The organism is Nocardia ninae NBRC 108245, assembly GCF_007990755.1.
Classification (GTDB): domain Bacteria; phylum Actinomycetota; class Actinomycetes; order Mycobacteriales; family Mycobacteriaceae; genus Nocardia; species Nocardia ninae.
In genome coordinates this window covers 40409-60895 of the sequence record NZ_BJXA01000056.1, presented here as the reverse complement: position 1 = coordinate 60895, position 20487 = coordinate 40409, and the positions used below count along the sequence as shown (strand labels likewise).

Below are 20487 nucleotides of genomic sequence, written 5' to 3'. Positions count from 1 at the left end.
GGAGCCGCTCCGGGTACTCCGGTGCCGTCGCCGCCTACGAGCGGGCGGCCGGGCTGAGCACCGATGCGGCGGCTCGGCTGCGGCGACTGGTGCTGGCCGCCGAAACTGCCGGCGAGGCCGGGCAATTGAGTCGCGCGCGAACGTTGGCCGAGCGGGCCGGCGCGCAGACCACCGATCCCCTGCTGACCGCCCGCTTGCGCCTGGTCCTGGCGACTGCGGAGTTCGGCGTCGGCAAACCGCGCGCGGCGCACGAATTGCTCTTGGCCGCAGCGGATTCGGCGCGGGCCGGCGATCCCGTGCGGGCGGCCCGCATCCTGTCCCAGGCCGTGCACACCGCGTGGTATCTCGGCGCAGCCGAATTGACCGACGTGGCAACCGCATTGACGGAACTGCCCCTGCCGGGCGACGAACCGCTCACCCCGATCATCGGTTACGTGGTCGCGGCCATTCACGGCCGGTTCACCGTCGACCTGCGCGCGGCCGCCGCCGAGGCGTGCCGTCGAGGCGCCGACACGCCTCGCGATCTCGTGCAGATGTGCGGCACCGGGTTGGTGGTCGGGCAGGACGAGCAGGTCACCGAGCTCGCGCAGACGCTCATCGCGGAATGCCGGGATCAGGGCCGGATCGCCCTGCTGCCCACCTTGCTGTTCTTCCGCGCCGAGGCCGAGCTGTTCCTCGGTCGGCCCCAGGAGGCCCGGGTCGCCGCGACGGAGGGATTGCGGATCGCCGAGGACATCGGGCAGGGGCAGTGGATAAGTCAGCAGTCGACCTTCCTCGCCTATCTCGCTGCGCTCGAAGGTCGCGGCGAGCAGTGCCGTGAGCTGGTCGATCGCGCGCAGGCCGAGGAGTTCGGCGGCGCGGCGGCGGCCGGGGCACAGTGGGCGTATTGGGCGCTCGGCGTGCTGGATCTCGGTCTCGGCCAAGTCGACAGCGCGCTGTCCCGGCTGGAAGCGGCGAAGAACGAGCCGATCCGCCATCAGGTGTCCGGGCTGCGCGCGATACCGGATCTGATCGAGGCCGCGGTGCGGATGGGCAAACCGGAACGGGCGGAAGACGGGCTCGAACGGCTCGAGACCTGGGCCGAGGCGTCCCGGCAGAGTTGGGTCGAGGCACTGGCCTGCCGCTGCCGGGCGTTGATCGACGACGCGAATGCCGAGCAGCACTACCTCGCGGCGCTGCGGCTCGGTGGGCGGCCGTTCGAACATGCCCGAACTCAACTGCTGTACGGCGAATGGCTGCGCCGCAATCGCCGCAAGGCCGATGCGCGGATCCAGTTGCAGCCCGCGCTGGAGGTCTTCGAGCGGCTCGACGCCGGGCCGTGGGCCGAGCGGACCCGCACCGAACTCGGCGCGCTCGGCGTCGGTACGGCCGCCCGGCCCGCGCACGGTGTGCTGGCCGCGCTGACGCCGCAGGAGCTGCAAATTGTGCGGCTCGCGGCGCAGGGCATGTCCAATCGGGACATCGCGGCGCAGTTGTTTCTCAGCCCGCGCACGGTCGGGCATCACCTGTACAAGGCGTATCCGAAGCTGGGTGTGGTGTCGCGGGGTGAACTCGCGGAGCTACCGCTCGACGCGGACTAGCGGCTGGTGCGCTGGATCGAGCGACGCGCCACGGCGAGGCCGACAATCCAGCGGGTCGCGCCGACCGCAGCGGCGATCAGCACCGCCACCTGCGGCGATCCGGTGATCAGCACGAGAATCAGACAGGTCACCAGCCCGGCAGCCAGCGCCTCGAGCTTGTAGAGCGGCCACGCGCTGCCCGCGATGTCGATCGTCGCGGAGCGGGCCTGCGGGTGAACAACTGCCATCTAGTAAGGATATACGCACAGCGAAGTTCGGTCTACCAAACTTCTGTGTCTCGGGGAACACAGTCATGCGTCGCTACGATCGATACTTATGCCACTGACAGGAGAATACGAACCGAGCCCCTACGACGAAGTTCGCCGGCAGGTCGAGACGTATGAGAATTCCGGCGGCACCGAGGGCTCCACGATGCAGGGCAAGCCGGTCATCCTGCTCACCACCAAGGGTGCGAAGTCCGGCAAGCTGCGCAAGACCCCGCTGATGCGGGTCGAGCACAACGGCGAGTACGCGGTGGTCGCCTCCCTGGGCGGCGCACCGAAGAATCCGGTCTGGTACTACAACATCAAGGCCGACCCGCACGTCGAACTGCGCGACGGGCCGGTGAACAAGGACTACACCGCGCGCGAGGTCTTCGGTGACGAGCGCCAGCTGTGGTGGGACCGGGCCACCGAGGTCTGGCCCGACTACATCGAGTACACCAAGAAGACGGATCGGACGTTGCCCGTCTTCGTGCTGACCCCGCAGGACTGAGTCCGACCGCAGCACCGCCACCCGCCGCACCGGTCCGGCGCGGCGGGTGGCAGCATATTTCGGGTGTCCAATCCGCTTGATGTCATCGACGCACTGTCCGCTTCTCGTCCCGCGCTGAGCGCGGACGAGATCGACGCTGCCGCCAAGCGAATTGCCGACATTATCGAGCCGACTCCGCTGCAACGCAGCGAGCGGCTCTCGCGGCTCACCGGAGCGAACGTCTACCTCAAGCGCGAGGACCTTTCCGCGGTCCGCTCCTACAAGCTGCGCGGCGCTTACAACCTGGTGATGCAGCTGACCACGAGCGAACGCGCGGCCGGTGTCGTCGCGGCCAGCGCAGGCAACCACGCGCAGGGAGTCGCTTTCGCCTGTCACGCGATGGGCATCAAGTGCCGCATCTACGTACCGACCACCACGCCGAAGCAGAAGCGCGACCGCATCCGGGTGCACGGCGGTGAATTCGTGCAGCTGATCGCGGTCGGCGAGACCTACGACGCCGCCGCCGCGGCCGCCGCGGCCGATGTCGAGCGCACCGGCGCGACCATGGTGCCGCCGTTCGACGACGCGCGCACCGCGGCCGGGCAGGGCACCATCGCGCCGGAAATCCTGGAGCAGCTCGGTACCTCGCCCGATCTGGTGGTTGTGCCGGTAGGCGGCGGTGGCTGCCTGGCCGGCATCGGCACCTACCTGCGGGAACGGTCGCCGCGCACCGCCATCCTCGGCGTGGAGCCGGCGGGTGCGGCCTCGATGACCGCCGCGCTGGTCGCGGGCGGGCCGGTGACGCTGCCGGAGATCGATCCGTTCGTCGACGGCGCCGCGGTACGCCGGATCGGCGCGGTGCCCTTCGCCGCGATCGCCGGGTTCGGTGGCCGGGTGGTCTCGCACGCCTCGTTGCCGTTACTGACCACCACCGAGTCCCCCAGCGGCGCAAGCTCTTTCCGGATGATGCAGGTCGACGAGGGTGCCATCTGCACCACCATGCTCGACCTGTACCAGAACGAGGGCATCATCGCCGAACCCGCCGGCGCGCTGGCGGTTACGGCGCTCACCGAGCTCGCGGTGGAACCCGGATCGACGGTGGTGTGCCTCGTCTCCGGCGGCAACAACGATGTGTCGCGCTACGGCGAGATCATCGAGCGCTCGCTGGTGCACCGCGGCCTGAAACACTATTTCCTGGTGGACTTTCCGCAGGAGCCGGGCGCGCTGCGGCGGTTCCTGGACGAGGTGCTCGGGCCCGACGACGACATCACCATGTTCGAGTACGTCAAGCGGAACAACCGCGAAACCGGCTCGGCGCTGGTGGGTATCGAGCTCGGGGCGCCGGAGGGCCTGGGCGCGTTGCTGGAACGGATGGCCGAGTCGCCGATCCAGTGCGAACGGCTGGAGCCGGGTTCCCCGGCGTATCGCTACCTGACCTGACCTGACCTATGCCGCTGCCTCGCGCGTCGCCTCCATCGGGACGCGCCGGGTGGCGCGCAGGCAGTTCAGCACCAGCGGCAGCAGCCAGAAGGCCGCGGACTGGTCGTAGGACAGCTGAGCCGCCGAGAGCCGGTTGTGCACGAAGCCGACCGAAAGGCCGAGGCGCGGTTCGGCCCAGCCGAAGGAGCCACCCAGACCGATGTGACCGAATCCGGCGCGGGCGCCCGGCATCGGCAGCGAGTGGTAGCCGAGCCGCCACATCATCGGCGCGTAGAACAGGGCGCTGTCGAGCCGGTAGGTCTGAATACGGCGCACCGCCTTGATGGTTCGCGGGCTCAGGTACGGACGTCCTTCCACGACACCGTCGTTCGCGAGTGCGCCGTACATGGTGGCCAGGGCCGGGGCGGTGCAGACGCCGTTGCCCGCGCCCAGTTCGGTCTGCAGGATCGGCGGATCCGCGCCCTCCAGAATCGTTTCCAGGCCGGGCAGGAACAGGCAGCGCGTCGCGGCACCGAGGGCGCCGGGGATCAGGTGGCTGCGGCCGAGCACCATTGCGCCGACCGGCTTTCCGATCAAACTCAGCTGGGAACCCGCCAACGGTGCGTATTTGGTCTGCGCGGAAGTCGGTGGGGTGCCGAGGTGGATGCCGTCGATACCGAGCGGTTCGGCGACCTCCGTGCGGAACAGGTCCGCCATGCCGCGGCCGGTGATCGCCCGAGCCAGGCCCGCCATCAACCAGCCGAAGGTGAGCGCATGGTAGGCCGGAACACCCAGCAGGCGATCGGGTTTCGCGGCGGCGAGGCGCTGCTCCATCAGTTCGTGGTCGAGCACGTCGTGCATGCCAGTGGCGAGCGGGGCGAGGGCGGACAGGCCCGCGCTGTGCGTCATCGCTTGGCGCACGGTGATTTTGCTCTTGCCGTTGGCGCCGAATTCCGGCCAGTACTCGGCGACCGGTGCGGTGTAGTCGACCAGCCCCCGGTCGGCGAGCCGGTGGATGACGGTGGCGGTGACGCCCTTCGTCGCGGAGAAGATGATCGACCCGGTGTCCTGGGTCCACGGGGTGCCGCCCCCGGATCCGGTCCAGATGTCGAGCAGCGGCTCACCGTGCAGGTGCACCGCCAGCGCGCCGCCCGCGCCGCGGCGGTGTCCGAAGGTCCTGGCGAAAGCGCGTACCAGCGGGGCGAATTCGGCGGTGGCGCTGCCACCCATTCCGGATGGGATCGGCGCTAGATCCCCCGTAGCGTCGTTGCTCATCTTTCTACGGTAATGGCGGCGGTCCCGGCGGGCAACGTGTCTGTCTCGGACAGTGCGGTATCGTGACTTTCCCGCAATCGCATTCGAGGGCCGGTGTGCGGATGTCGACGGCCGCGAGCCGGTTTCGTTATCTGTCCGCGAGGATCGCGAACGAGTGAGCGGGAATCGTTGTCGCCGACGGGCCTTCGGTCGGCGGCTCCCACGACAGCAGCGAGAAACCGGTCACCGGCACGGTGACCTGGTCTTCGGACAGATTGCACACCAGCTTCAGCGCGCCGCGATGCACGACGATCCAGCGGGCGCTCTCGTCGTAGTCGACCGAGGTATGCGACAGCCATGGGTCGGTGAGTTCCGGGCGCTGCCTGCGCAGGGCGAGCAGCTTGCGGTAGCAGGACAGTAGCCGGAGGTGGCGGGATTCTTCGAGTTCGGCCCAGTCCAGTTTCGAACGCAGGAACGTCGACGGGTCCTGCGGGTCGGGTACCTCCTCCGCGCTCCACCCGTGGTCGGCGAACTCGGCTTTGCGGCCGTCCGCGGTGGCGGCGGCGATCACCGGGTCGGTGTGCGAGGTGAAGAACTGGAACGGGGTGCGCGCGCCCCACTCCTCCCCCATGAACAACATGGGCGTGTAGGGCGAGCACAGGACGAGTGCGGCTTTGATCGCCAGTTGGCCGTCGGTCAGGTAGGCGCTGGGACGGTCGCCGATGGCGCGGTTGCCGATCTGGTCGTGGTTGCAGGTGTAGGCGAGCAGCGCGGCGGCCGGGGTCACCGCGGTGTCGATCGGGCGGCCGTGGGTGCGGCCGCGGAAGCTGGAAAACGTTGCGGCGTGGAAAAATCCGTGCGTCAGCGTATAGGCCAGGCAGCGCAGTGAACCGAAATCGGCGTAGTAGCCCTGTCGTTCGCCGGAGACCGCGGTGTGGATCGCGTGGTGCAGGTCGTCGTTCCACTGCCCGGTCAGGCCGTAGCCGCCCGCGGCGCGCGGGGTGATCAGGGTGGGGTCGTTGAGGTCGCTCTCCGCGATCAGGGTGAGCGGTCTGCGCACGTGGGCCGCGAGACGCGTTGTCTCGGTGGCGAGTTCGGCGAGGAGGTGGGTGGCTGTCCGGTCGACCAATGCGTGGACCGCATCCAGTCGCAGCGCGTCGATGTGGAAGTCGCGCAGCCAGCGCAACGCATTGCCGATGATGTGGGCCCGTACCTCGTCCGAGTCGGGTCCGTCCAGGTTGAGGCTCTGCCCCCAGGTGTTGCGACCATCGGTGAGGTAGGGCGCGAACCGCGGCAGATAGTTGCCGGACGGGCCGAGATGGTTGTAGACGACGTCCAGCGCGACCGCCAAACCCCTGGCATGGCAGGCATCCACGAACCGCTGCAACCCGTCGGGCCCGCCGTACGGTTCGTGCACCGCATACCAGAGCACCCCGTCGTAGCCCCAGTTGTGCGGCCCGTCGAACGCATTCACCGGCATCAGCTCGACCACGGTGACCCCGAGCTCCACCAGATGGTCGAGCCGTTCGATCGCCGAGTCGAACGTCCCCTCCGGCGTGAACGTCCCGACATGCATCTCGTAGTACACCGCGCCTGCCAGCGGCCGCCCGGTCCAGCTCGCATCCGTCCACACCGAAGGGTCCAGCCGATGCAACGCCGATCGCCCGTGCACCCCGTCGGGCTGTCGCGGTGACCGCGGATCCGGCAGCACAGTCGGATCCTCGTCGATCAAGAACCCATACCGAGCCCCCTCCGCAGCCGTCACCTCCACCCGCCACCAGCCGCCGGCACACCGGTCCATCGAATGAATCGCACCATCCAGGTCCAACCGCACCCGCTCCGGCAGCGGCGCCCACACCTCGAACAAGGTCACCAAGCCAGCATTCCACGACCGCGTGTCCGGTGCCCGAGTGCAACCGCCCCACCCCGTCGCGCAGCCGATGCTTTGTGCGGCACCGACCTCCCGGGTTCCCCAGGTCATTGGGCATAAGTGGGTACGACGCCGCATGTCCGGGCTAGTCGCGGCGCTATCTCGAGGTAGGGAAATCGTCGGCTGATGCCAGCCATTTGTCAGAGAACTCGGCCCGTCAGCATCGGCTCAGTAACTGTTGGCGGGCAGCAACGCCGCAAGATAGGCAGCGGAGGCTCAGGCAATCGGCAATCGGCAATCGGCAATCGGCAATCGGCAATCGGCAATCGGCAATCGGCAATCGAGTGAGTTACCCCCGTCTAGGGCACGATCTAGTCGCGCGTGGTCCGGCCCAAGGAACCGTGCGCCTCGGGAACCGCCGGCAAGAGGTCACCGCTCAGTGGTCGGCCAACCGGGAAAGGGCAGGCCGCCGAGGGTTCGGCACGAACGGCGGCCGTGCGGGGCAGCGGAAGTGGACTACCGGGAGACGGCTACGCCCAGGGATTGGGCACCGAGGAATCGGGGGGCGTCTTCGGCGTAGAAGACGTCGATGTCCTGGATTTCGAAGCCGGCGGTTGTCACCAAGCCGCAGATGTCGCGGTTCAGGTTGCAGCCGCCGCACAAGGTTTTCTGCACCGGGTTCAGCCGGTTTTGCCAGACCTGGACCTTGTGATCAGGGGCGAGACCGTGCTCGACGAAATGCAGGGTGCCGCCCGGGGCAAGCACTCGGCGGAGCTCGGCGAGCGCGGTCGCGACATCGGGGATCGTGCACAGCGTCCACGTAGACACCGCTGAGTCGAACGTGTTGTCCTCGAATGGCAGCGACTGCCCATCCAGCCCCGAGCGCTCGATCGGCACCTTCGACTCGGCAACTCGCTTACCGGCTAACCGCCACCCGAGATCAGCAGGCTCGACCGCACTGACCGCCGCCACCGTCTCCGGATAGAACGGCACATTCAACCCCGACCCGAACCCGATCTCCACCACCCGACCGGTCAGCCCCGCACACACCCGCTCCCGCAGCGGCTGATTGAACCGCATCCCACAGGCCACATCGACCAGTCGCGGCACAACCCGATCTCCATAAAAGCTCACCAGCCCACTGTCCCAGCCCCAACCCACCCGCGCCACATCTGACCTCGACACCGCCCAAACCCCGCCCACCTGCCCCGAGTGGTCCCCGCCCGGGCAGCCCGCAGGCAATCCCGTCGTCGCAACCGCGACAACTCTCCGCGTCACGGAATGGCGAGTACCAGCTTCAATGCAGTGTTGACCGCCATGATGGTGGCCGGCGATACCGTGCCGAGCAGCACTGTGAGCTCGTCACGCCGCAATTGCTGCACATCATCGGTGGCGATATGACCGACGAGCGGGTCGGCGGTCGACAGGGGAACCATGGTCGGCAGGCTTGCGAACTTGTCCGTTGAGGTAATACGAACCGCCAATACGCGAGACAACTCTCTATTTCTGCGGTTGTTGGAAACGATCAACCACGGTTTGGCACCGTGGCCGATGTCCGCACGATAGATCTGGCCGCGTATCGGAGCGCCAATTGTCATCCGGGCATCACCTGATCGACCTCGTCGGCGTACCGCCGCCTCCGCTTTTCGGCTTCTGCCTCGTCGTGGATCTCCGGCCACACCGCGGCGAGCTGCCGATAGCCCTGATCCAGCGCCTCATCGATCAGAACCTGAGCACCGATCGACATCAATACGCGGATCACAGTCGCTTCGGATGCGTCGGGGGTGAGCTCGTATCCGAGATGGGCGGCAAGGGATTCGAACAGCAGCCACTCGGCCCCCTTCCGGTCGCTCAGCGTCGCCAAGGTGCGTTCCTCCCGCTCAGTGAGCGTCAGAGTTGTTCGTCTGGTCATGCATCAGATCGTACATCGATATCGATGCACTGAACATCATCAGTTAGCGATGCAACCCTGCGCATCACACCTTTTTGAAACGATCAGTGCAAAACTGTGCTAGCGTCGTCCCCATGCCACGACCGAGACAGTTCGACGAGGAGCGGGCAGTGGACGCCGCGATGCGCGCGTTCTGGACCGCGGGCTACGAGGCGACCTCGACCCAGGACCTGTGCGACGCGACCGGACTGGGCCGCAGCAGCATCTACAACACCTTCACCAGCAAGCACGACCTGTTCGAGCGAGCGTTGCGCCGCTACATGACGACCAAGAACGCCGCGACCTTCGCACTGCTCGACGGTGACGAGTCCGCGAAGGACAAGATGCGGGCACTGCTGTGGCAGGTTGTGGACGCACCGGACGAAGACCCACTGGGCTGCCTGGTGGTCAATTCGATGATCGAGCTCGCGCCGCGCGACCCGGAAGTGGCCGCGGCACTGCGCGACGATCAGCGCCTGCGCCTGGCGGCGCTCCGGACCGTGCTCGAAACCGGCAGGCGCGCAGGGGAAATCGACAAAGCCAAGAGTGCCGAAGACCTGGCGAACTTCATCAACGCCACCATCTCGGGAATGCGGGTGGTGGCCCGCGGCGGCGCGGACCGTGCCGCCTTGGCCGCCATCGCCACCACCGCACTGAACGCCTTCTGACCCAACACAACTGGTCGAACCACACCTTTTCCTGCGCCAATTTTGAACTGAATGATCCAAAACTAGAGAGGTACCCGATGCCCTTCGCCGTCTACATCCTGGGCTTGTCCATCTTCGCCCAGGGCACCTCCGAGCTGATGCTCTCCGGCTTGCTCACCGAGCTGTCCGCCGATCTCGGCGTCACCATTCCGCAAGCCGGACTGCTGATTTCGGCGTTCGCACTGGGCATGCTCGTCGGTGCACCGGTACTCGCGGTCGCGACGTTACGTCTGCCGCGGCGCAGTGCCCTGCTCGCGTTCCTGGCCGTGTTCGTCGGCGCCCACGTCGTCGGCGCGCTGACCTCGGACTACTGGGTGCTGTTCGCGACAAGAGCGGTCGGCGCCTTCGTCTACGCCGGATTCTGGTCCGTCGCGGCGACCACCGCCATCGGCCTGGTCCCCGCGAACGCACGCGGCAAAGCGATGAGCATCGTCGCCGGCGGCCTCACCATCGCCACCGTCGTCGGCCTGCCCGCAGGCACCGTGATCGGCCAGCACCTCGGCTGGCGCGCCGCGTTCTGGACGGTCGCGATCATGTCCGCGCTGGCAATGATCGGTGTGCTCGCCAAGATCCCCGCAGGCCGGGCGACCACGACGCCCGATCTCCGAAAAGAACTGCGCAGCATCAGCAATCCCCGCCTGTGGCTGTCCTACAGCACCACCGCGCTCGCCACCGCCGCACTGATGGTCAGCTTCGCCTACCTCGGCGCCCTGCTGTCCCACACCACCGGCCTCGCCGACGGCTGGATCCCGCTCGTGCTGGCGGTCTACGGCGTCGGCAGCTTCCTCGGCATCATCATCGGCGGCCGCACCGCCGACGCCCACCCGATCCGCACCTTGTACGTAGGCATCACCGGCCTGATTCTCACCTCGGTTCTGCTCGCCCTGACCGCCGAGCACCCCGGCCCCGTAGTCGCCCTCACCTTCCTGCTCGGCGCCTTCGGTTTCGGCACCAATCCCACCCTCAACAGCTGAGTCTTCAACCTCGCACCCCAAGGCCCCACCCTCGCCCCCGCCTTCAACGTCTCGTCCTTCAACATCGGCATCACCCTCGGCCCCTGGCTGGGCGGCCTGGCCATCGCCGCCGACCTCGGCTACGCGTCGGTCGCCTGGATCGGCGCCGCCATCGGCCTCATCGCCCTGTCCACAGTCACTTGGGAACAACACCTCACCCCCCGCCCCACCCCAACGCACACCCCTGAACCCGAACTAGTCCACTAATCCCCAACCGCCGCACCAATTCTCGAAATCCGCGCCCCCACGGGCCCCGAAAGACAGTGCAAGTCCATAGAAACAGTGCGACTGCACCCCACCCCACCTCTTTTCATGATCGATGGGACATGACGGCGGCCCTACTCGACATTTGCCGCCCCCATGTCCCGTTGATCATCACTTTTCATGATCAACGGAACATAGTTGCGGCATTGTGCAAGTAGCGCCGCCCCCATGTCCCGTCCACCATAAAACCCAGCGCCACACCTACCCCACCAGCAAACAACGCGCTCGAAAACAGCACCGCAGCCCAGTCCCCACCCCGGAACCCGCACCCTGCCCACCCCAAAGCCGCGGAAGAGAAAGCCGGGAACCCCGCCCAACGCGCCCAGCACTATCCGGGCATCCCACAAAACGTCGAAAACGCAGGGACAGCAGGCCCGAAACGCCACTGAGCGCAACCGCACAGCTCAACCCCGCCGAAGCCCTCCCGAACACAACAGTTCCCCGAACCACCCACCCGATCCCCCACCGACTCCCATACTGAACCCGGAAGCGTGCCTGATCGGAAAAGGGGCCAGCATTGTAACTGGCTGGGCATTGCCCATACAGGTTCGAATCCTGTCGCTTCCGCTAAACGGCCAAACACCCCGGCCCGAGCAACGCCTTCAAATCACCCATCAGCGCCGACGACGGCGTAACCCGCAAACTGTCATCGAGTTTCAACAACGTCGTCTTCTCCCGCGCCCCCACATGCCGGACATGCACATCGGCAGTACCGGGATGCCGCGACAGAATGCGCTTGAATTCGCTGATCTTGTCCGGCGTACACATCCGAGTGGACATCACCACCGCAAGCGGCTTGGCGACACCGATCGATGACAGGTCCGGCACCGCAAGATCGTTGGCGATCAACGAGATCCGGTCGTCGCGCACCGATACCCGCGCCTTCACCAGCACCACCGCGTCCTCGACGACATCCATGCCGTACACGGAGTACGCCTGCGGGAAGAACAACACCTCGATGCCACCGGCCAGGTCTTCCAGCTGCGCCGATGCCCACGCCAGGCCGTTCTTGTTGATCCGCCGGTTCACCGAGGCGAGGATGCCGCCGACGGTCACCTGGGTGCCGTCCTTGATGTCGCCTTCGAGGATCGCCGGGATGTGCGTATCCGATTGTGCCGCAAGGACATGCTCGACGCCGTTGAGCGGATGCCCGGACACATAGAGGCCCAGCATCTCGCGTTCCAGCGCCAGCTTGTGCTTGGACTCCCACTCGTCGTCGGGCACCTTCACGTTGAACACCGACGACACCGACTCGTCGGCGTCCACCCCGCCGAACAGATCGAACTGCCCGATCGCCTCCGCCTTCTTGGTGGACATCACCGCGTCGATGGCGTCGGAGTGGATCAGCAGCAGCCCCTTGCGCGGGTGCCCGAGCGAGTCGAATCCGCCTGCCTTGATGAGGGATTCGGTGACCTTCTTGGTGCAGGCCACCGCGTCGATCTTGTTCAGATAGTCGGAGAAGTCGGTGAACTTCGACTTCTCCTTGCGGGCGGCGATGATCGAGGACACCACGTTGGCGCCGACGTTGCGCACCGCGCCCAACCCGAACCGGATGTCCTTGCCCACCGAGGCGAAGTTCAACTCGGACTCGTTGACGTCCGGCGGCAGCACCGTGATGCCGAGGCGGCGGCAGTCCGACAGGTAGACCGCGGCCTTGTCCTTGTCGTCACCGACGGAGGTGAGCAGCCCGGCCATGTATTCGCCGGGATAGTTGGCCTTGAGGTAGGCGGTCCAGAACGAGACGAGACCGTAGCCCGCGGCATGGGACTTGTTGAACGCGTAGCCGGCGAACGGAAGGATGGTGTCCCACAGCGCTTTCACCGCGGCCTCGGAGAAGCCGTTGGCGGTCATACCCGCGTGGAAGCCCTTGTACTCGGCCTCCAGCACCTCCAGCTTCTTCTTACCCATGGCCTTACGCAGCGCGTCGGCCTTACCCATCGAGTAGCCGGCGACCTTCTGCGCGATGAACATGATCTGCTCTTGGTAGACGATCAGACCGTAGGTCTCCGAGAGGATGTCCTTCAACGGTTCCTCGAGCTCGGGGTGGATCGGCGAGATCGGCTGACGGCCGTTCTTACGATCGGCGTAGTCGTTGTGCGCGTTCATGCCCATCGGGCCGGGGCGGTACAGCGCGAGCACCGCGACGATGTCGTTGAAGCCGGTCGGCTGCATGCGGCGCAGCAGGTCGCGCATGGGGCCACCGTCGAGCTGGAACACGCCGAGTGTGTCACCGCGGGACAGCAATTCGTAGGTGGCCGGGTCGTCCAGCGGCAGCGTGTCCAGGTCGAGGTCGATGCCGCGGTTGGCCTTGATGTTCTCCATCGCGTCACCGATGACGGTGAGGTTGCGCAGGCCGAGGAAGTCCATCTTCAGCAGGCCGATGGCCTCACACGACGGGTAGTCCCAGCCGGTGATGATGGCGCCGTCCTGGGCCCGCTTCCACACCGGGATGGTGTCGGTGAGCGGCTCCGAGGACATGATCACCGCGCAGGCGTGCACACCCGCGTTGCGGATCAGGCCTTCGAGTCCGCGGGCCGTCTCGTAGATCTTCGCGACATCGGGGTTGCTGCCGATGAGTTCGCGGACCTCGGCGGCTTCCTTGTACCGCTCGTGGTCCGGGTCCATGATGCCGGACACCGAGATGTCCTTGGCCATGATCGGCGGCGGCAGCGCCTTCGAGATCTGGTCGGCGATGGCGAAACCCGGCTGACCGAACAGCACTCGCGCCGAGTCCTTGATCGCCGCTTTGGTCTTGATGGTGCCGAAGGTGATCACCTGGGCGACCCGGTCGCTGCCCCACTTCTCGGTGGCGTAGCGGACCATTTCACCGCGGCGGCGATCGTCGAAGTCGATATCGATATCGGGCGCGGACGGACGCTCCGGGTTCAGGAACCGCTCGAACAGCAGACCGTGCGGGATCGGGTCGATATTGGTGATGCCCAACGCGTAGGCGACCAGCGAACCGGCCGCCGAACCACGGCCGGGGCCGACCCGGATGCCCACCTCTTTCGCGTGCGAGACGAGGTCACCGACGACGAGGAAGTAGGCGGGGAACCCCTTCTGCTTGATGACGTCGAGCTCGAAGTAGGCGCGGGTGAAGTACTCGTCGGGCACCCCGTCGGGGAACCGGCGCGCGAGTCCGCGCTCGACTTCCTTGCGCAGGAACGAATTCTGGTCCTCGCCCTGGGGCACCGGGAACACCGGCATCCGGTCGCGGAACTCCCAGACGTCGTCGTAGGACTGCACCCGCTCGCCGATGGCCACGGTGTTGTCGCAGGCGCCGGGCACCTCCGAGTCCCACAGCTCCCGCATCTCCTCGGCGGACTTCAGGTAGTAGCCGTCACCGTCGAACTTGAACCGAGTCGGGTCGCTGAGCGTCTTGCCGGTCTGAATACACAGCAGCGCTTCGTGATTGGTCGACTGATCCTTGGTGACGTAGTGGCAGTCGTTGGTCGCGATCGGCGGGATGCCGAGCTTCTTACCGATCTCCAGCAGTCCCTCGCGGACCCGGCGCTCGATGGACAGCCCGTGGTCCATGATCTCCAGGAAGAAATTCTCCTTGCCGAAGATCTCCTGCCACTTCGCCGCCGCCTCCAGCGCTTCGCGATCGTGGCCGAGGCGCAACCGGGTCTGCACCTCACCCGAGGGGCAGCCGGTGGTCGCGATGATGCCCTCGGCGTACTGGGCGATGATCTCCTCGTCCATCCGTGCCCACTTGCCGAGCTGACCCTCCAGCGACGCCAGTGACGACAGCTTGAACAGGTTGCGCAACCCCGTCGCGTTCTCGGCGACCATGGTCATGTGCGTATAGGCGCCGGAACCGGAGACGTCGTCGCCCTTCTGGCTCGGATCGCCCCACAGCACACGCTTGGTGTCGAACCGGGAGGCGGGCGCGATGTAGGCCTCGATCCCGATGATCGGCTTGATGTCGGCCTTCTTCGCCGAGTTGTAGAACTCGGAGGCGCCGTACATATTGCCGTGGTCGGTCATCCCGACCGCGTTCATTCCCAGCCGTTTCGCCTCCGCGAACAGGGGTGAAATTTTGGCCGCACCATCGAGCATGGAGTACTCGGTGTGGTTGTGCAGGTGAACGAACGATCCGGACGAGGCGGCCAAGACGGTCCTTCCTCCCAAGGTCTCGACGGGGGTTGGCTGGACCGATTCTAGGGGTCCCCACCGACTGGTTCGGACAGGCGCGCGGCGCCATCGTTGGTGTTCGGCGTGTCGGTGGCAAAGATCACCGGCGCGTCTCGCCGACCTACGGTACTTGCGTCCGAATTCCGCTAGCAGGGCCGGGTCGAGGTTTCCCGCACACGCGAAATTCGGCCCGATCCAATCGGAGTCGAGTGCGCTCGGACGCAACCCGGCTGCCCCCAGAATCGATGGCAACCTCCCGCGGTTACCACCCTCGAAAGCGGGCACAGCCACAGCACATTCAACAGACACGAGTGTGCCAACCCATCGAGGTACTGATGAAGTCGCTCAACGCACTGTTCGCCATTCCCGCTGTTCCCGCCGCCGCGGCAGCCGCCTTGGTCGCCACCGCGGCCCCGGCCGCAGCCCAGATCGTCGACCCTTTCGAGAGTGTCTACTCGCTGACGCAGGGGCTGTGCGTCGCGCAGGTGAGCTCCTCGGTCGTCAGCAACGCCTACCCGGAGCACGCGGGCTTCACCGTGGCGACCACCATGTACGGCGTCGGCGGTTGCAGCCTGCCGCTCACGCTGAACTGGCGCAACGTGGACACCGGTGAGACGGGCACGTTCACCGTGACCGCACAGGGCCCCGGATATTGGAGCAACAGCGGCCGTTCCGCGTTGTTCCGCCCGGGCATCGGCAAGTTCACCGCCACGCTGACCGTCGGCGCGGCGCACATTCCGGAGCCGGGCACGGGCGAGTTCCGGGTCGACCGCTACGAGGGTTGAGCCGACCTCCGACCTGCACTAGCCTCCGGACGCCATAATCACCGGATGAACGCGCTGCCGGTGGGCCGGTTTCCGGGGCCACGATGACAACCACCGTCGTCGCCCTCGTCGTCTCGGCGGCGCTGATCGCCGGAGCGCTGGTCATCTGGCCACGAACCCGCCGGGTGGTGACCACACCCGCCGAGCGCGCGGTGCATTCCGCGCTGCACACCGCCTCCCTCGCGGCGATTCCGTTGCGGCGCGGGCTCACCGAACAGTCGGCGCAGGAGTCCGCGCCGCACCTGCGGATGCTCACCGGCGCCGAGGCGCTCGGCGTGGCCGACCCGGACGGCACGCTGCTCGCCTGGGACGGTCCGCATGCCGAACTCGCCGAGCACTTCACCGATGCCGCCAAGCGCGCCGTCGCCGGGGAACGCCCGGTGCTCGTCGCCGGACCCGGCAGCGGCGAGCACGCGGGCCGCACGCTCATCGCGCAACCGCTGCTGATCGACAGCACGGGTGTAGCCGGGGCGATCGGTGTGGTCACCACCGGTCAACCCGGGCCTGGTTGGCTCGGCGCGGTCGCCGAGGTGGCCCGGTATGCCTGCGGCCAGCTCGAATTGGCCGAACTCGACGCCTCCCGGGCCCGGCTGGATCGCGCCGAAGTGCGCGCGTTGCGGGCTCAGATCAGCCCGCACTTCATCTACAACGCGCTCAACACCATCGCCTCGTTCGTGCGCACCGACCCGGACCGAGCCCGCGAGCTGATCCTCGAATTCGCCGACTTCACCCGCTACTCGTTCCGCGCCGCAGGCGAATTCACCGTGCTCGCCGACGAACTGCGCAATATCGAGCGCTACCTCGCCCTCGAGCGCGCCCGCTTCGGCGACGCGCTCGACGTGCGCTTGCAGATCGCACCGGAGGTCCTCGGCGTCGTGCTGCCCTTCCTCGCCCTGCAACCCCTGGTGGAGAACGCGGTCCGGCACGGCCTCGCGGGCGGCACCCGCGGCGGCACCGTGAGCATCACCGCGACCGACGCGGGCACCGACTGCCTGATCAGCGTCGAGGACGACGGCGTCGGCATGGACCCCGAGCTGCTGCGCTCCGGCGCCCTCGACGCCATCGAAACCGGCAGCGGTCCAGCGGGTTCCGGCGAATCGGCACACGTCGGCCTGTCCAACGTCGACGACCGCCTGCGCGCCGCCTTCGGTAATGACTACGGCCTCATTGTCGAAACCGCCCCCGGCGCGGGTACCAAGGTGTCCCTGCGCGTGCCCAAGTTCCGGGCGGGCATCCAAGCATGACCCGGGGCACCGACGACACAGCGTCACGCGACGTCCCCCGGCGACGCGAACCGGAAACACAGCGCGGCCCGGCACCCGCCACCGAGGTGGAATCCCCAACCATTCGCCAGCGAGCGAACCGAAGACGCAGCGTGACACGGCGCTTGCGAGCGAGCCGACGTCGCGAGCGGCACACCATGGCAGTGACCTGGAGTCGTGAGTGGCACATGATTGCGGCAAACAGCGAGAAGGCCGCACCATGGTGTGCCACTCGAGCGCACGTACGCGAGGTGCGGCGGGGACTCGGGCGAGGCGCGGGGATCGATTGCTTACGATGGAGCGGTTGTGACCCGGACCACTGATAAAGGGGCCGGTACCTTGCGCGTGCTGGCCGTCGACGACGAGAAGCCTGCTCTGGACGAGCTGGTGTATCTGTTGCGCGCCCAGCCCGGGGTCGGCGAGATCCACGACGCGGCCGACGCGACCACCGCGCTGCGGATGTTGCGCGCACACGCGGTCGACGCGGTGTTCCTGGATATCAACATGCCCGGTCTGGACGGTATGGAGCTGGCCGGCATCCTGTCGGAGTTCGCGAATCCACCCGCGGTCGTCTTCGTGACCGCGCACGACGACCGAGCGGTGGCCGCCTTCGATCTCGGTGCCGTCGACTACCTGCTCAAACCGTTGCGCGAGGAACGGCTCGCCGAGGCGGTGCGCCGGATCGCGGCCACCCGCGGCACACCGGCACCCGTCGCCGACGAACCCAGGGCCGATCCGAGCGAGGTCATCCCCGTCGAGCTCGGTGGCGTGACCACGCTGGTGCCCCGGTCGAGCGTCAGCTGGGTGGAGGCGGACGGCGACTACGCGCGCCTGCACACCAGCGCCGGTTCGCACCTGGTGCGGATTCCGTTGTCCGCGTTGGAGTCCCGGTGGCAGGACGCGGGATTCCTGCGGGTACACCGGTCTTACCTGGTCGCGTTGCGCCTGGTGACTGGCCTGCGCACGGTCGGCACCGGGACGGTGGTCTGCCTGCGCGCCGACGGCAATGCCGGCGCGGTAGAGCTGCCGGTCAGCCGTCGACAGGTGCGTGAGCTGAAACAGCGTCTGGTGCACGGCCCCCGGCAGCAGTGGACCGGCCAATGACGGGACCCCAACCCCGGCAGCGCGTTGTGCTGTCCGAACGTCGCGGGGCACGACGCGTGCGCACCCGGATGGAGGTGGTCGAGCAGACCGAGATCGGCGAGGCGCTGATCGGCGGCCTGATCCGGGCTCAGCTCGGGCTCGCGCTGCGGCTCGGCTTGGTCATCGTTGTCGTATTGTGTGCGCTCCCTGTCCTTTTCGGGATCGGCTCGATCGGCTCGACCGTGGTGTTCGGCATGCGCCTGCCGTGGCTGCTGCTCGGCGTCGCGGTCTATCCGCTGCTGTACCTGGCCGGGCGGTTGTACGTCCGCCTCGCCGAACGCAACGAACAGGACTTCCTCGATCTGGCCGAGGACTGACATGACAGACGGAGCCGCACACCTTTCGATTTCCCGCATACCGAATCGCATGCGAATCCGTGTGCGCCAAATCAAAAGGTGTGCGGCTTGGCAGGCACGAGTCCGGGCCGATCGGGCGGGGGTGCGGTGACGGCGGGCTCCGTGCCGGTGCTGACGATGCTGGCGCTGATCTTCGCCGCCCTCGCCACCGTCGCGATCGGCGCCTACGGAGTTCGCCTGGCGCGCACCACCTCCGACTTCCTCGTCGCCTCCCGCAGCGTCCGGTCCGGCTGGAACGCGGCGGCCATCTCCGGTGAATACCTCTCGGCCGCTTCGTTTCTCGGCGTTGCCGGGCTGATCGCGAAGTACGGGGCGGACGCGCTGTGGTACCCGGTTGGCTTCACCGCCGGATACCTCTCGCTGCTGCTGTTCGTCGCAGCACCCTTGCGGCGGTCAGGTGCCTACACGGTGCCCGACTTCGCCGAATTCCGTTTGGGCTCGGTCCGACTGCGCAGACTGGCGGCGATCGTGGTGGTGCTCGTGTGCGCGGTGTACCTGATTCCGCAGTTCCAGGGCGCCGGGTTGACCTTGCATACGCTGCTCGGCGTGCCCGACTGGGTGGGCGCGGCGGCGGTGGGCTCGATCGTGATAGCGAACGTGGCGGGCGGCGGCATGCGGTCGATCACGCTGGTGCAGGCGTTCCAGTACTGGCTGAAGTTGACCGCCGTGGCGATTCCGGCGCTGGTGCTGCTCGGTCATTTCTTCGCCGCGGACCAGCAGCTCGGCGCACCCGCTCCCCCGGTGGTCACCGAGCGCACGGTGGTCGACGTACGCACCGGCGTGGTGGTGCAGGTCGCTGCGCCACAACAGGTTTCGATCACCGGGACACTCGATGACCACCCGGTGGGTGGCCAGGTGCTGCTGGCCCCTGGCGCGCACAAACTGTCGGCAGGGACCGAGTTGATGCTCGAGGCGGGAGCCGCGGTGCCGGTGGTGGCCGGTGCGCCCGCGAACGGCGCCGAATGGCTGGAGCCGGGCGGCGGCTTCGGCGGCACTCATCCGACGTACCAGGTCTATTCGCTGATCATCGCGACCTTCCTGGGCACCATGGGCTTGCCGCACGTGCTGGTGCGCTTCTACACCAATCCGGACGGACGGGCCGCGCGAGCGACCGCGCTGGCGGTGATCGGGCTCGTCGGCCTGTTCTACCTATTCCCCGTGCTGTTAGGGGTTTTCGCGCGACTGTACGTGCCACAGCTGCTGATCACCGGCACCTCCGACGCCGCCGTCGTCCTGCTGCCGGGCTCGGTCGTCGCCGGGCTGCCAGGACAATTGCTGGCCGCACTGGTCGCAGCAGGTGCGATCGCGGCGTTCCTGTCCACCTCGTCGGGCTTGCTGGTGAGCATCGCGGGCGTGCTCAGTACCGACATGCTGCGCGGGCGAATCCGCGACTTCCGGGCCGCCGCAGTGGTTGCAGGCGCTGTGCCGCTTGCCCTTTCGCTCACGGTGGCCTCGCTGGACCTGTCGCGGACGGTCGGTCTCGCGTTCGCGGTGGCAGCCTCGACGCTGTGCCCGCTGCTGGTGCTCGGCATCTGGTGGCGCGGCCTCACCGCGGCGGGTGCGGCGGCCGGGCTGATCGCCGGTGGGCTGGCTGCCGGTGGCGCGACAGTGGTTTCGGTGACCGGCGGGCTGTCCGACGAGGTGGCCGGCGGCTGGCCCGCCGCGCTGCTCGGCTATCCCGCGGCGATCAGTGTCCCGCTGGCGTTTGCGGCGATGATGCTGGTCAGCAAGGTGACTCGAGGGCCGGGCCCGCGCCGGGTCGGCCACATCTTCGTGCGCATGCACGCCCCCGAGCGGCTCGGCATGGGCGCCGACCGCGAACGCAGCCTGCGCTCGAACTGAGCCGGCGCACCGGGTCCGACCGTTCGTCGCATCGAAGCAACCGTTCACCGCACAATCGGCCGCCTTCCCGGAGTGACCCAGGCCACATCATTCTTTCCTCACGAAGGCCTGGCTACGGTGCTGAACAAGTAAGCCATGTCACAAGCTAGGACGA

Annotated in this window: 17 protein-coding genes and 1 tRNA gene; 11 read left to right on the top strand and 7 right to left on the bottom strand. The window is 67.4% G+C overall.

Annotated features, from left to right (window positions below):
- Nucleotides 1-1580, top strand: a 1580-nt coding sequence (locus NN4_RS31010; protein WP_147138885.1) for a helix-turn-helix transcriptional regulator, incomplete at its 5' end; no start/stop codon positions are given.
- Here NN4_RS31010 and NN4_RS31005 read toward each other — a convergent pair.
- A complete protein-coding gene (locus NN4_RS31005; RefSeq protein WP_147138883.1) occupies nucleotides 1577-1807 on the bottom strand; it encodes a hypothetical protein in 231 nt (76 codons plus the stop codon). The genes NN4_RS31010 and NN4_RS31005 overlap by 4 nt on opposite strands.
- An 88-nt stretch (nucleotides 1808-1895) precedes the next feature.
- Between NN4_RS31005 and NN4_RS31000 the strand changes: the two genes are divergently transcribed.
- Together NN4_RS31000 and ilvA are read left to right on the top strand one after the other, a co-directional pair.
- The gene (locus NN4_RS31000) at nucleotides 1896-2333 is read left to right on the top strand and encodes a nitroreductase family deazaflavin-dependent oxidoreductase (protein WP_147138881.1); all 438 of its coding nucleotides are present in this window, start codon (nucleotides 1896-1898) and stop codon (nucleotides 2331-2333) included.
- A gap of 63 nt (nucleotides 2334-2396) precedes the next feature.
- The gene (gene ilvA, locus NN4_RS30995; protein ID WP_147138880.1) at nucleotides 2397-3752 is read left to right on the top strand and encodes a threonine ammonia-lyase IlvA; all 1356 of its coding nucleotides are present in this window, start codon (nucleotides 2397-2399) and stop codon (nucleotides 3750-3752) included.
- A gap of 6 nt (nucleotides 3753-3758) precedes the next feature.
- On the opposite strand, the gene NN4_RS30990 is transcribed toward ilvA, so the two are convergent.
- From NN4_RS30990 to NN4_RS30965, 5 genes are all read right to left on the bottom strand, one after another.
- Complete coding sequence (locus NN4_RS30990) at nucleotides 3759-5006, bottom strand: serine hydrolase domain-containing protein (RefSeq protein WP_147138878.1); 1248 nt, start codon at nucleotides 5004-5006, stop codon at nucleotides 3759-3761.
- 127 nt (nucleotides 5007-5133) lie between these two features.
- Nucleotides 5134-6858 (bottom strand): malto-oligosyltrehalose trehalohydrolase, encoded by a 1725-nt coding sequence (gene treZ / locus NN4_RS30985; RefSeq protein WP_147138876.1) that lies wholly within the window; start codon nucleotides 6856-6858, stop codon nucleotides 5134-5136.
- Nucleotides 6859-7371: 513 nt separating this feature from the next.
- Complete coding sequence (locus NN4_RS30975; protein WP_147138874.1) at nucleotides 7372-7989, bottom strand: class I SAM-dependent methyltransferase; 618 nt, start codon at nucleotides 7987-7989, stop codon at nucleotides 7372-7374.
- 140 nt (nucleotides 7990-8129) lie between these two features.
- Nucleotides 8130-8453, bottom strand: coding sequence for a type II toxin-antitoxin system PemK/MazF family toxin (locus NN4_RS30970; RefSeq protein WP_371865775.1), 324 nt, complete (start codon nucleotides 8451-8453; stop codon nucleotides 8130-8132).
- Nucleotides 8450-8767 (bottom strand): hypothetical protein, encoded by a 318-nt coding sequence (locus NN4_RS30965; RefSeq protein WP_147138872.1) that lies wholly within the window; start codon nucleotides 8765-8767, stop codon nucleotides 8450-8452. The genes NN4_RS30970 and NN4_RS30965 overlap by 4 nt, the downstream gene beginning before the upstream one ends.
- Nucleotides 8768-8880: 113 nt before the next feature.
- On the opposite strand from NN4_RS30965, the gene NN4_RS30960 reads away from it, so the two are divergent.
- The 3 genes from NN4_RS30960 to NN4_RS30950 all read left to right on the top strand — a co-directional run bounded on the left by NN4_RS30960 (nucleotide 8881) and on the right by NN4_RS30950 (nucleotide 11336).
- A complete protein-coding gene (locus NN4_RS30960) occupies nucleotides 8881-9453 on the top strand; it encodes a TetR/AcrR family transcriptional regulator (RefSeq protein WP_147138870.1) in 573 nt (190 codons plus the stop codon).
- 77 nt (nucleotides 9454-9530) lie between these two features.
- Nucleotides 9531-10466 carry a Cmx/CmrA family chloramphenicol efflux MFS transporter gene (locus tag NN4_RS30955; protein WP_246181174.1) on the top strand — a complete coding sequence of 312 codons (936 nt, stop codon included), beginning with the start codon at nucleotides 9531-9533 and terminating at the stop codon, nucleotides 10464-10466.
- A 788-nt stretch (nucleotides 10467-11254) separates the two neighbouring features.
- A tRNA-OTHER gene (locus NN4_RS30950) sits at nucleotides 11255-11336 on the top strand.
- Here NN4_RS30950 and dnaE read toward each other — a convergent pair.
- The gene (gene dnaE, locus NN4_RS30945) at nucleotides 11337-14885 is read right to left on the bottom strand and encodes a DNA polymerase III subunit alpha (protein ID WP_147138868.1); all 3549 of its coding nucleotides are present in this window, start codon (nucleotides 14883-14885) and stop codon (nucleotides 11337-11339) included.
- 356 nt (nucleotides 14886-15241) lie between these two features.
- On the opposite strand from dnaE, the gene NN4_RS30940 reads away from it, so the two are divergent.
- From NN4_RS30940 to NN4_RS30920, 5 genes are all read left to right on the top strand, one after another.
- Nucleotides 15242-15691: a hypothetical protein gene (locus NN4_RS30940; protein ID WP_147138866.1), complete on the top strand. Its 450-nt coding sequence runs from the start codon at nucleotides 15242-15244 to the stop codon at nucleotides 15689-15691.
- Nucleotides 15692-15774: 83 nt separating this feature from the next.
- Entirely contained in the window at nucleotides 15775-16974 is a 1200-nt protein-coding gene (locus NN4_RS30935; RefSeq protein ID WP_135235913.1) for a sensor histidine kinase, read from the top strand.
- A 324-nt stretch (nucleotides 16975-17298) separates the two neighbouring features.
- Nucleotides 17299-18096: a LytR/AlgR family response regulator transcription factor gene (locus NN4_RS30930; protein ID WP_147138864.1), complete on the top strand. Its 798-nt coding sequence runs from the start codon at nucleotides 17299-17301 to the stop codon at nucleotides 18094-18096.
- A complete protein-coding gene (locus NN4_RS30925) occupies nucleotides 18093-18452 on the top strand; it encodes a hypothetical protein (RefSeq protein WP_147138862.1) in 360 nt (119 codons plus the stop codon). Before NN4_RS30930 ends, NN4_RS30925 begins: the two co-directional genes overlap by 4 nt.
- A gap of 156 nt (nucleotides 18453-18608) precedes the next feature.
- A complete protein-coding gene (locus NN4_RS30920) occupies nucleotides 18609-20333 on the top strand; it encodes a sodium/solute symporter (protein ID WP_186818719.1) in 1725 nt (574 codons plus the stop codon).
- Nucleotides 20334-20487: the final 154 nt, after the last annotated feature.